A 12288-nucleotide genomic window follows, 5' to 3' on the forward strand; every position below is an offset into this window, starting at 1 on the left:
GGTACGCGCGCTTCGCGCGCTACTCGATCGGCGGGCGCGGGGTTGGGCGGTGCGCGATCGGCGGGGCGGCGGGGGATCTCGGTACGCGCACTCTGTGCGCTACTCGATCGGCGGGATGGGGGGTTTGTGCGCTACTCGATCGGCGGGATGGGGGCTTTTCGCTACTCGGTCGGCGGGGGGGGTCGGGGTTCACGGAGGGGGTTTGCTCAGCGAAGTCGGGGGTGCGGGTTAGAGTGGAGTGATGCTCGAACGGACGCAAAAGAGAGAGCGTTTCACGTGAAACAGCCCGAAGAATCGGCCGCGGAATCCCCGTTCTCGTTCGACGACACACCGCTCGCCCGGGAGATCGCGGACCTGTCTGCTCGGCGCCGCACGCTGGAAAGCGTGGATATCTCCCTGAGTGGGAGGACACGCGTCATCACCGTCTCGAACCAAAAGGGTGGGGTCGGCAAGACCACAAGCACCGTGAACCTTGCCGCCGCGCTCGCATCCATGGGGGCGCGGGTTCTCGTGATCGACCTGGATCCGCAGGGGAACGCCTCCACGGCTCTCGGCGTGCCACACGACTCAGAGACGCCGAGCGTCTATGACGTGCTGATCGACGACTTTCCGATCGCGGACATCGTGCAGACCAGCCCTGAGTCCCCCAACTTGTTCTGTGCGCCCAGCACCATCCACCTGGCCGGCGCCGAGATCGAGCTTGTGTCGCAAGTGGCTCGCGAGCACCGTCTCAAGACGGCCCTCGACACGTATCTGTCCGAGTTGACCGAGCGGCTGGACTTCGTCATCATCGACTGCCCGCCCTCGCTCGGTCTGCTGACGATCAACGCGTTCACCGCTGCGCACGAGCTGCTCATTCCGATCCAGTGCGAGTACTACGCGCTCGAGGGTCTCAGCCAGCTTCTCGGCACCGTGCGCATGATCCAGAAGCACCTCAACACGGGCTTGCACCTGTCGACGATCATGCTCACGATGTACGACGGGCGCACCCGACTCGCGCAACAGGTGGCGGAGGAGGTGCGCGAGCACTTCCCGCAGGAGGTGTTGCGCACCATGATCCCGCGGTCGGTGCGCGTCTCGGAGGCGCCGAGCTTCGGGCAGACCGTCATCGCTTACGATGGTCAGTCGGCCGGCGCCATCGCCTACCGCGAAGCGGCGGTCGAGATCATCGGGCGCGACAAAGAAAGTTCGGTAACGATCGAAGGGACATCCTGATGCCGAAGCGCACGGGACTCGGAAGAGGTATCGGGGCACTCATCCCCACGAATGAGGCTGTGGAGGATCGCCCCTCGGACGTCTTCTTCCCCAAGTCGGTCGCCGACGACGTCGATGGCGGGGCGTCCGCGCCGTCCGATGTGTCAGATGGCGACTCGCCGGCAGGAGACGTGGCGGATCTGGTCGCCGTTCCTGGCGCGCGCTTGGCGCACGTCGACCCGCACACGATCGTTCCCAACCCACGACAGCCACGCACGCACTTCGACCAGGAAGATCTCGAAGAGCTCATCCACAGCGTTCGGGAGTTCGGCGTGCTCCAGCCCGTCGTCGTTCGCGACACCGGTGAAGGCCAGTACGAACTCATCATGGGCGAGCGGCGCACCCGCGCGGCTCGGGCCGCGGGCCTGACCTCGATGCCCGCGATCATCCGCGACACGGCGGATGAGCATCTCCTCCGGGATGCTCTCCTCGAGAACCTCCACCGTTCCGAACTGAACCCGCTGGAAGAGGCCTCCGCCTACCAGCAGCTGCTCGACGACTTCGGCATCACGCAGGAAGAGCTCGCCACACGCATCGGCCGCTCGCGCCCGCAGATCAGCAACACCATCCGTCTGCTGAAACTCCCCGTCCCCGTGCAGCAACGAGTCGCCGCCGGCGTCCTCAGCGCCGGACACGCCCGCGCCATCCTTTCGTTGGACACCCCCGAGTCGATGCAGAAGCTCTCCGACAAGATCGTCAACGAGGACCTCTCGGTGCGCGCGGCAGAAGCCGCAGCCAAGTCCACAGGGCCATCGTCGGGTACCGGAACGAAACCGCAGGCCGGAGCACGCAAGGCGTATCTCGACGAGGTCGCTGAGCGTCTCGGAGATCGCCTCAACACGCGAGTGAAGGTCAGCCTCGGCATGCGAAAAGGGCAGATCAACATCGATTTCGCCAGCATCCAGGACCTCAATCGCATCCTCCAGGACCTCGGTGAGGACGGCTTCGGCACCACTCCCTGATCGCCTTCTCCACACCCCCGACGCGATCGTGCCGATGTCGGTCTCGCGGCGTACCCTGGATAGGTGACGCACGACGAGAACACCCCGCGCCGAGCCAGTCTGGAGCTGCTGCGCGCGGAGGCGGCGGACGAACTGTCCGTCCTCGTCGACGAACGACTCCACGGCGGTGAAGACCCGTGGGACTTCATGGAAGACCTCCCCACGGTCGATGAACTGGTCGTTCTGACCCTCCGTGCGGAGAACATCGCCGCCAACGGTGGCGTGCGGCCCTCTCAAGCTCGGCACTATCGAGTGCTTCGCCAGATCGCGCTGGATTACCCGCCCCTGACGAAGGCGGTGTGGCGGCTCTTGGGCGAGGAGAAACACCGTCGGTGGGACGCATCCGCTCACGCCGACGCTTCCTGAGCGCTGCCTTCCGGCCCCACAAGAGCTGCTTGCGTCGAGCCGCGCGCAGACGAAAACCCCGCCGTCCCGAAGGGGCGACGGGGTTTTCAGCGTCCGAGGACGACGTCGTTACTTGAGGAACTCGGCGAGGTCCTGCTCGAGGGCGAACTTCGGCTTCGCACCGATGATGGTGGACTTCACCTCGCCACCGTGGAAGACCTTCATCGCCGGGATCGACGTGATCTGATACTTCATCGCGAGGTCCGGGTTCTCGTCGACGTTGAGCTTGAGGACGGTGATCTTGTCGGCGTTCTCCGACTGGATCTCGTCGAGGACGGGCGAGACCATGCGACACGGGCCGCACCACTCTGCCCAGAAGTCCACGAGCACGGGGCCGTCGGCCTGCAGGACGTCCTGCTCAAAGGTCGCCGACGTGGTCGCCTTGGCGGTCATTTCCACTCTCCTTCAGGGGTTTTCTTGCGTCTATCAGGTCAACGTGCGACAGCGGGGGATTGTTCCGCGGCCTCGAGGGGAGCCTCATCGTCCGCGCCGGGACGGTCCTCGATGGGGTCCGCGTCGGCGTCGGGTGCGCCTGCCTCACCGAGTGCAGCGAGGTAGTGCTCGACATCCAATGCGGCGATCGTCCCGCTGCCGGCCGCGGTGACGGCCTGGCGGTAGGTCGGGTCGATGACATCGCCGGCGGCGAAGACGCCCGGAACCGAGGTGCGCGAGGAGCGACCGTCGACCCACACCGTGCCGGCCTCGGTGAGGTCGAGCGTGCCGTGGACGAGGTGCGTACGCGGGTTGTGCCCGATCGCGACGAACAGTCCCTGCAGGGCGAGCTCGCGACGGCTGCCGTCGACGGTGTCTTCGAGCACGACGCCCGAGACCGCATCGTCGCCGAGGACGTCGACGACCTGGCTGTTCCAGACGAACTCGATCTTGTCGTTGTTGAAGGCACGCTCCTGCATGATCTTGGATGCGCGCAACTCGTCGCGGCGGTGGATCACGTAGACCTTCGACGCGAACTTGGTCAGGAACGTCGCCTCTTCGATGGCGGAGTCACCACCGCCGACGACGGCGATCTCGCGCTCGCGGAAGAAGAAGCCGTCGCAGGTCGCGCAGTACGAGACCCCGCGGCCGGAGAGGCGCTGCTCGCCTTCGATGCCGATCTTGCGCGGCGCCGAACCGGTGGCGAAGACGATCGAGTCGGCTTCGTACGACTTTCCGCTGCCGAGAGTGACCTTCTTGGTGCGCCCCGTGATGTCGAGCTCGACGACGTCGTCGTACAGGACTTCAGCCCCGAACTTCTCCGCCTGCTCCTGCATCTTCGCCATGAGGTCGGGGCCCATGATGCCTTCGGGGAACCCGGGGAAATTCTCCACCTCGGTGGTGTTCATGAGTTCGCCACCGGCTTCGACCGAGCTGGCGACGACGAGGGGCTCGAGGTTCGCCCGCGCGGCGTAGATCGCCGCCGTGTAACCCGCGGGACCCGAGCCGATGATGATGACCTGACGCACTGCGCCTCCTTCGTTGTGGTGCCGGCAGTGACAACACATGGTAACGGCACGGAATTCCCCGAAGGTGAACGGCAGGTGCGGGGTCCCTCAGCGGCCGCCGGGCAGGAAACGTCGCACCAGACCCATGGCGGTCTGCAGTTCGGGTGCGCGCAGGACCGCGAGCATCGCGACGTACACGACCGACACCCCGAGGCCGATGATCCCGGTGCCGATCGCAGCGAGAAGCGGATTGGATGTGGTCCACCCGGCCTCTCCTCCGAGGAGCAGGTAGATGCCCCAGCCGGCGGCACCGGCAGGGATCGCGGCCAGCACGAAACGGGCGAGGGACAGCATCCACTCCCCCACCCGGAGGCCTCCCAGTCGGCGCTGGAGCAGCCATGTCGCGAGGATGACTTGCACCACTGAGGCGAGGGACTGGGTGAGGGCGACGGATGCGGCCAGCTGCGGCAGCCGGATCACCTCGGCGTCGACGAGGGCGGCCGATACGAGTGCGCCGGCGATCACCAGGACGACCTGTGCGACGGTGAACAAGAACGGGGTTCGGGTGTCGTCGTAGGCGTAGAACGTGCGCTGGATGACGAAGAGCACCGAGAGCGGCACGAGACACACGAGGAACGCGAGGAGCACGGGGGCCGCTTGCAGGGCCCCGGCGGCGTCATTGGTGAAGATGCGGCTCGCGGGGACCGCCGCGACGGCCAGCGCCGCAGTCGCCAGCACGACGAACAGGCCGAGGGTGCGGATGCTGCTGACGATGTCGTCGCGCACCTCGCCGTCGCGCCCTGCTGTGGCGTGCTCGCTCAGCCGGGTGTAATACGGCGTTCCGATCGACAACACGATGATGGAGTACGGGAGCATGAACAGCAGCCACGCGTTCTGGAACGCGAACACCGACGGACCGTCGTTGGATGCCTCGGAGAGCACGCGGGTCTGCACGAGACCGGCCAGCTGGCCGGCGAGCATCATCAGGAAGGTCCACCCGGCGAGGCGGCCGATCTGACCGAGCCCCACGCCCTTCCAGCGGAAATCGGGTCGCACGCGCAGTTTCGCCGAACGCCAGAAGACCAGCAGGAGAGCCGCTTGCACGACGATCCCGGTCGTCGCTGTTCCGGCCAGCAGGGCGATCATGTCGGGTGTCCACCCGGCCACGTCGGTGACCGGCCCGCTGAACAGGGCGATGAAGGCCAGGAAGCCGACGATCGAGACGACGTTGTTGACGATCGGGGCCCAGGTGAACGGGCCGTAGACCCGTCGGGCGTTGAGCGTCTCACCCACCAGCGCATACAGGCCGTAGAAGAACACCTGTGGCAGGCACCAGTAGGCGAAGGCGGTGGCGAGCGCCGTCTGCTCCGGTGAATACTCCGGTGCGTACAGCTGCACCAGCCAGGGGGCCGCGGCCGTGGCCGCCGCCGTTGTCACCAAGAGACCGACCGTGCCGAGCGTGAACAGCTTCGAGACGAACGCGCTCCCGCCGTCGGCGTGCGCCGCGGCCTTCACGATCTGCGGCACGACGACGGCGCTGAGCAGACCGGCCGAGATGATCGCGTAGATGTTGTTCGGCAGCTGATTGGCGACGGCGAAGGCGTCGGCGGCCGCGCTCGGGACGGATCCGACGGCGGCGACGAGAACGACGGTGCGAAGCAGCCCGGTGAGTCGCGAGACGACGGTGCCGGCGCCGATCAGGACGCTGGCGCGGCCGATACCGCTCATCGATCCGCCTCCGGGGCGGTGTCGGACGCGGCGGCGGAGGCGTCGGGACCGCCGCGTCGCCGGTGGCGGATCGTGCGGACCAGACCGACGATGAGCAGACCGCCGACCAGAATCGCGAGGGCCGTGATGCCGATCCCCTCCCATTCCGCGCGCACATAGACTTCCACGCGCTCCGCGGAGCCGATCTGCACACCGACGGGGCTGCGCAGTTCGAGGGCGACATCGACCTCACCGTTGCCGATCCGCGCCTCGACGGGGACCTCGATGCGGGTATTGGATGCGGGGCTCGCGACGACGGTGACCGTGTCCTCGACATCGAGGCGCAGGTCGTCGGGCCGGGCCGAGAGGGTGAGGTTCACCGGGTAGGGCAGGTCGTTCCTGACCCACACCGGGAGGGTGGAGGTCGAACCGAGCAGCTGGATGGTGCTCGGCGGCAGCAACCCCACCGAGTCGATCGTGCGCGTCGTCCCCATGCGCTGTTCGGCGACGACCGCGGGCCACGTGTCCTCGCCCCGCCACGCGTTGCCGAGCACCTGCAGGATCTCGTTGCGGTTCGGTCCGGTGAGGAGCGAGGGTTCGTCGAGCACGGTGGCGAACTGCGCCAGGCCGACCTCGTCCGCATGCATGTCTGATGCGGCATATGCCCGTTCCTCGTCGGGGAGGCCGCCGAGCAGCTGGACCGGAGCCGGCGTGGTGGCGATCAGCCCGGCGATGGTCGACGCCGCGGTCGAGGGGGCCTGGGTGGCGGCGAGGATCGCCGCGCGGAGCGCCAGGCGCGACCGAGCGTCGGCGGCGCGGTCGACCGTGACCAGCAGCGGATCGTCGCCGGCGTCGTCGGCGGCGACGTGCAGGTAGGCGCTGGCGGCGGCGAGCGGTTCGGCTCGCAGCGTGGTGTCGTCCTGCACGGAGGCGGCGTGCAGTTCGCGGGAGATGTCGCTGTCGTACACCAGCACCTGCGTGTCGGTGGCCGACGCCCGGGCGGATGCGGTCGCACCCCCTCCCGAGACGAGGTCCGACGCGGTGAGGAGGAGGGGAGGGGTGCCGTCGCCTCCGCCGGCGAGGGCGTCGGCGACGGATGCGCCGCCCGTGCCTGTCGCGGGCCACAGGATCTCGGGGTAGGCCGCATCCACATCGAGCAGCTCCTCGAGCGACGGCAGGTCGTCGTCTGTCGCGTCGGCTTCCCCGGTGTCGGAGACGGACGGCGACGGAGTGGGCGAGGGCGTGTCGGTCGCGTCGGGCTCTGGCCGCTCGGCGGGGACGGGGAAGTCCTCATCGCGCATGAGCGCGGTCAGCGACCCCGGCTCGAGCAGGTCGTCGAAGCCGGCCTCGACCTGCGCGGTGACGTCGGCATCGCCGTACTGCAGGGCGAAGCGCGCGTTCGGCAGGGCTTGGAGATCGTCGAGCCACTCCCGAGCCGACGGTGGCGCGGACGATCCGAGCAGCCGGATCGAAGCGAGGATCGCCGGGTCGATCGCCAGGACGACGGGCGTGCCCGCCACCGCATCCAGCTGCGACGCGAGGGAGCCGCCCTCGACGGTGAGCTCCTCCAGCTGCGCGGCGCTGAGCACGGCGGTGTCGATGGCGGGTGCGGTGATCGGCACGATGACCGTCAGCGGGGTCGCCCCTTCGTCGTCGGGGACCGTGACGGCGCTGCGCACCTCCACCTCGTCGTCGCCGACGGTGAAGGTGGCCGCCAGCGGGTACACGCCGGGCTGGCGGTCGGCGAGGGCCTCGTCGTCGGCATCGATCGTGAGCCTGCCGGTCTGCTCGGCACCGGAAAGGGTGGCTCCGAACGAGGTTGTGCCGATCTCCTCGGTGCGCGCAGCGGACTCTCCGTCGAGCCACGAGGTGAGCGAGCTGCGGCTCGAGAGAGCGTCGTCGGCCAGGCCGAGGGAGACGTCGACCGCGGCGAGGGCTTCGAGGGTGCCGTTGTCGACGACGAACGACACCGTGAGCGCGTCACCGTCATCGAGGATCCCGTTGCCGGCGGGCGCCATCACGTACGAGACGTCCCCGCTCAATGCGGGGGCGTCGGACACCTCCGGTTCGGGTTCGACCGGTGCCGCCGACGCGGGGGTCGGCGCCAACAGGACGGATCCGCACAGGGCAGCAGCGGTCACGGCCACGAGACCGAGGCCCGCCGCCCTGCGACCCGCGGCGTCGAGGGTCGCGTCGGCTGTCCCGGCGCGCGCGGCGCGGCGGCGGGGCGTGCGCGTGGCGCGCGAAGAGGAAACGGTGTCGGTCATGGGGAGCTCCCGCGCGGTCACGCCCGCACGATCGGTGCGATTCTACGGTTCGCTCCTGCAGTCCCCTGGGAGCCGTGCCGCGCATCTGCCCGGCGGTGGGCGTGACGGGGTTGAATGAAGGGATGCTGCCTGAACCCGATCCCGCCACGTGCGCCGCTCTCGCCGACGACCTGCGCGGCGTCGGATTCACGTCCGAGAACCTCCGTGCGGCGTGGGGCGAGAGCGCGGACGACGCGACCGGGCGGGAGCTGCGCGCCCCCGCTCTGCGTGCGCTCGGCGACCGCACCGACCCGCTCGCGGTGCTGGGCCGCCTGTTCGCCCTGGGGGCGCACCAGCCGACAGCGGACGTCGCGGCGGCTCTTCCGCGGTGCGGCGTCGAGGGACTCGAACGTCTCGGACTGGCCACCGCGCACGGCGAGACCGTGCACCCCGCCGCGGTGCTGCGACCGCAGTCCTTCGCCGACGACACCGGCGAGGGCGAGTGGTGGATCGCGAGCGACCTCGACGAGATGGCGAGGGGCGGCACGCTCCCCGAAGACCACGTGCTGGGTGTCGGCGGGGCCTCACGGACACTTGCTGCCCTGCAGGTGCCGACACCCGCGGCGCGCGTGCTCGACCTCGGCACCGGATGCGGCATCCAAGCCCTTCGGGCACGCCGTTTCGCCGACACCGTTGTGGCCACCGACATCTCCGAAGGCGCGGTGCGCTTCACCCGGCTGAACGCGCTGTTGAACGGTGTCGAGGGCATCGAGACCCGGGTCGGCAACCTTTTCGACCCGGTCGCGGGCGAGAGATTCGACCGGGTCGTGTCGAATCCGCCGTTTGTGATCACCCCTCGTGCGGCCGGCGTTCCCGCCTACGAGTACCGCGATGGCGGTCTCGTCGGCGACGCCCTGGTCGAGGCGGTCGTGACCGGCGTCGGCGAGGTGCTCGAACCCGGCGGGGTGGCGCAGTTCCTCGGCAACTGGGAGACCCGTGACGGCGTGGACGGGCTCGAGCGGGTACGCGACTGGGTGGCCGCCTCGCCGGTGCCGCTGGATGCGTGGGTCGTCGAACGCGAACAGCTCGACCCGCTCGCCTACGCCGAACTGTGGATTCGCGACGGCGGCACGGTGCCCACCGGCGACCGCTTCGCCCGGCTGCTGGATGCGTGGCTGGACGACTTCGACGCGCGCGGGGTGACGGCGGTCGGCTTCGGGTCGGTGCTCCTGCGCCGCGCGGTGGGCCGGCCGACCCTCTCCCGATACGAGCGGGTGGGCACGGCGCTCGGAGCGCGGGCGATCGGCGGGCACATCGCCGGGGCTCTGGAGGCCCATGACCGCATCGCCGGTCTCGGCGACGCCGACCTTGCCGCGTGCGTGCTGCGCACCGCACCGGATGTCACCGAAGCCCGCCACCATATGCCCGGCGCCGAAGATCCGATGGTCATCGAACTGCGCCAGGGCGGGGGCTACGGCCGGGCCCTGTCGGTGGATCCCGGACTTGCGGCTCTCGTGGGCGCGTGCGACGGCGACCTGGCCGTCGGCGTGCTGATCGGCGCCATCGCCCAGCTGCTCGAGGTCGACGCCGCGAGCCTCCAGGAGGATCTCCTCCCCCGGGTCCGAGAACTGATCGTCACCGGGTTCCTCGCCGTCGTGGACTGACGGAGGTCGCGAATCGCATCGGTAGGCTCGAGTCCATGCTGAACATGGCCGAGGGTGTCGCGCGCCTCGGCGCGCTCGCCGAGTCTCCGATCGTCGCCACGCTCGCCGACGCCTTCGCCGCCGCGGGGCGCGAACTGGCGATCGTCGGCGGGCCCGTCCGCGATGCGCTGCTGGACCGCCCCGTGCACGACCTCGACTTCACCACCGACGCGCATCCCGACGAGATCCTGCGGATCATCACGCCGATCAGCACCGCGCAGTGGGATGTCGGACGGGAGTTCGGCACGATCGGCGCACGAGTCCGCGGCGAACAGGTCGAGGTGACCACGTACCGCGCCGACAGCTACGACGGGACCACCCGCAAGCCCGTCGTCGCTTTCGGCGACAGCCTGGACGGCGACCTGGTGCGGCGGGATTTCACGGTCAACGCGATGGCGATGCGGGTGCCTCAGCGCACGCTCGTCGACCCGACCGGCGGCGTCGAAGACCTGCTCGCCGGGCGCCTGCGCACCCCCATCGACCCGCACGTGAGCTTCGGGGACGACCCGCTGCGCATGCTGCGGGCCGCCCGCTTCGCCTCGCAGCTGGAGTTCGAGGTCGATCCGGGCACCGCAGAGGCGATGTCCGAGCTGCGCGAGACGTTGCGCATCGTCAGCCCGGAGCGGGTGCAGGGTGAGATGGTGCGCCTGCTCGGCACCGACGACCCGGTCCGCGGCATCAGACTGCTGGTCGACACCGGCTTGATGGCGGAGTTCCTTCCGGAGGTTCCGGCACTGCGACTCGAGGTCGACGAGCATCACCACCACAAGGACGTCTACGAGCATTCGCTCACGGTCGTCCGGCAGACGATCGACCTCGAGAAGGCGCGTCACCCGGGGGCTGCCCCGGATGTGCCGCTGCGCCTGGCGGCCCTCCTGCACGACATCGGCAAGCCCGCCACGCGGCGCCTCGAGCCCGGTGGCGCGGTGACCTTCCACCACCACGACATCAAGGGCGCGCGCATGGCGAAGAAGCGCCTCAACGCGCTCCGCTTCGACTCCGACACCACCAAGACGGTGTGCCGTCTGATCGAACTGCACCTGCGGTTCTTCGGCTACGCCGAGGGGGCGTGGACGGACGCCGCCGTGCGGCGCTACGTGCGCGACGCGGATGCGGAGCTCGAGCGGCTGCACATCCTCACCCGGGCCGATGTGACCACCCGCAACCGGCGGAAGGCGAACCGGCTCGCGACGGCGTACGACGACATCGAGCGCCGGATCGCAGCGCTTGCCGAGCAGGAGGAGCTCGACGCGATGCGTCCCGAGCTCGACGGCAACCGCATCCAGGAGGTCCTGGGCATCAGACCCGGCCGCGAGGTGGGTGAGGCGTACCGCTTCCTGCTCGACATCCGGCTCGACGAGGGCCTCATCGGGCCCGAAGCCGCGGAGGAGCGCCTGCGCGCCTGGTGGGCCGCCCGCTCCTGACGACATCGGCCCGCACCCTCGAGCGAGAGCGCGGGCCGATCGCCGGAGACCCGGGTCAGGCGTCGTTCGGCACGACCACGGCGCGGCCGCGCACGGTGCCCTCGTGCAGCTTGGCGTACGCGTCGACGGCGTCGTCGATGCCGTAGCGCTCGACGTGCACGCCGACCGACCCGCTGCGGGCCAGGTCGAGCACCTCGCGCAGCTCGGCGCGTGTGCCCCAGTACGGCGCGCGCACCGCGGCGCCGAACGGCGTCGAGAAGAAGCCGGTCGCGAGGGTGCCGCCGCCGATGCCGACGATGTGGATGTACCCGTCGACGGCGACGACGCTGCGCGAGAGGTCCAGCGTCGGCTGCGCACCGACGAAGTCGAACACCGCATCGGCGCCGAGGCCCCCGGTGATCTCGCGGATGCGCTCGGCGGCGTTCTCGTCGGAGATCACGGTGTGGTGCGCGCCGACCTCGGTGGCCAGCTCCAGCTTCTCCTCGCTGACGTCGAGGGCGATGACGTTGGCCCCGCTGATCGCGCGGATGATCTGAACGCCCACGTGACCGAGCCCGCCGACGCCAATGACGACGGCGAACGATCCCGGGCGCAGCTTGTGCTCGGCGGCGGTGATGGCGTGATACGGCGTGAGACCGGCGTCGGTGAGCGAGACGGTCTCGACCGGATCGAGATCGCCCAGCGGAATCAGGTGACGCTTGTCGTCGACGATGACGTACTCGGCCATGGCGCCGGGCGCGCCGAGGCCAGGAGGGGCGATGCCCATCTCCGCGGCGTGCGGGCAGTAGTTCTCGGCGCCCTGCGAACACGCGTGGCACTGGCCGCACCCCCACGGACCGTAGATGGCGTACGACCCGCCCAGTTCGACTCCCTCGACGCCGTCGCCGAGCATGTCCACGACCCCGACGCCCTCGTGGCCGAGGGTGAGGGGCAGCGGATAGGCGTACTGGTCCTCGGGCAGGTCCATCAGGAACCAGTCGGAGTGGCACAGGCCGGCAGCGGTGACTTTCAACCGGATCTGGCCCGGCCCGGGTTCGGGGGTGTCGATCTCGACGACCTCGGGGCCTTTACCGATCTCGCGGTACTGGACGGCTTTCATGGATCCTCCT

General features: G+C 69.4%; 10 protein-coding genes. 5 read left to right on the top strand and 5 right to left on the bottom strand.

Features of this window, described 5'->3' with window-relative positions:
• Positions 1 to 276 precede the first annotated feature (276 nt).
• From RZO50_RS04270 to RZO50_RS04280, 3 genes are all read left to right on the top strand, one after another.
• On the top strand, positions 277 to 1215 hold the full coding sequence (locus RZO50_RS04270) for a ParA family protein (protein ID WP_322598747.1): 939 nt from the start codon (positions 277 to 279) through the stop codon (positions 1213 to 1215).
• A complete protein-coding gene (locus RZO50_RS04275; RefSeq protein WP_322598439.1) occupies positions 1215 to 2216 on the top strand; it encodes a ParB/RepB/Spo0J family partition protein in 1002 nt (333 codons plus the stop codon). Before RZO50_RS04270 ends, RZO50_RS04275 begins: the two co-directional genes overlap by 1 nt.
• A 63-nt stretch (positions 2217 to 2279) precedes the next feature.
• Complete coding sequence (locus tag RZO50_RS04280; protein WP_322598440.1) at positions 2280 to 2621, top strand: tryptophan synthase subunit alpha; 342 nt, start codon at positions 2280 to 2282, stop codon at positions 2619 to 2621.
• 108 nt (positions 2622 to 2729) lie between these two features.
• Here RZO50_RS04280 and trxA read toward each other — a convergent pair whose 3' ends face one another.
• The 4 genes from trxA to RZO50_RS04300 form a co-directional block, all read right to left on the bottom strand.
• Positions 2730 to 3053, bottom strand: coding sequence for a thioredoxin (gene trxA / locus RZO50_RS04285; protein ID WP_322598441.1), 324 nt, complete (start codon positions 3051 to 3053; stop codon positions 2730 to 2732).
• A gap of 38 nt (positions 3054 to 3091) precedes the next feature.
• A complete protein-coding gene (trxB, locus tag RZO50_RS04290) occupies positions 3092 to 4120 on the bottom strand; it encodes a thioredoxin-disulfide reductase (RefSeq protein WP_322598442.1) in 1029 nt (342 codons plus the stop codon).
• An 87-nt stretch (positions 4121 to 4207) separates the two neighbouring features.
• Positions 4208 to 5827: a murein biosynthesis integral membrane protein MurJ gene (gene murJ, locus RZO50_RS04295; protein WP_322598443.1), complete on the bottom strand. Its 1620-nt coding sequence runs from the start codon at positions 5825 to 5827 to the stop codon at positions 4208 to 4210.
• Positions 5824 to 8073, bottom strand: a complete 2250-nt coding sequence (locus RZO50_RS04300; RefSeq protein ID WP_322598444.1) for a DUF6049 family protein — start codon at positions 8071 to 8073, stop codon at positions 5824 to 5826. The genes murJ and RZO50_RS04300 overlap by 4 nt, the downstream gene beginning before the upstream one ends.
• A gap of 122 nt (positions 8074 to 8195) precedes the next feature.
• Here RZO50_RS04300 and RZO50_RS04305 point away from each other — a divergent pair, with 122 nt between their 5' ends.
• Both RZO50_RS04305 and RZO50_RS04310 read left to right on the top strand, forming a co-directional pair.
• The gene (locus tag RZO50_RS04305) at positions 8196 to 9716 is read left to right on the top strand and encodes a DUF7059 domain-containing protein (RefSeq protein WP_322598445.1); all 1521 of its coding nucleotides are present in this window, start codon (positions 8196 to 8198) and stop codon (positions 9714 to 9716) included.
• 35 nt (positions 9717 to 9751) lie between these two features.
• On the top strand, positions 9752 to 11179 hold the full coding sequence (locus RZO50_RS04310) for a CCA tRNA nucleotidyltransferase (protein WP_322598446.1): 1428 nt from the start codon (positions 9752 to 9754) through the stop codon (positions 11177 to 11179).
• 55 nt (positions 11180 to 11234) lie between these two features.
• Here RZO50_RS04310 and RZO50_RS04315 read toward each other — a convergent pair whose 3' ends face one another.
• Positions 11235 to 12278 (bottom strand): NAD(P)-dependent alcohol dehydrogenase, encoded by a 1044-nt coding sequence (locus RZO50_RS04315; RefSeq protein WP_322598447.1) that lies wholly within the window; start codon positions 12276 to 12278, stop codon positions 11235 to 11237.
• Between the last annotated feature and the right edge of the window lie 10 nt (positions 12279 to 12288).

Source organism: Microbacterium xanthum, from assembly GCF_034531355.1.
Classification (GTDB): Bacteria; Actinomycetota; Actinomycetes; order Actinomycetales; family Microbacteriaceae; genus Microbacterium; species Microbacterium xanthum.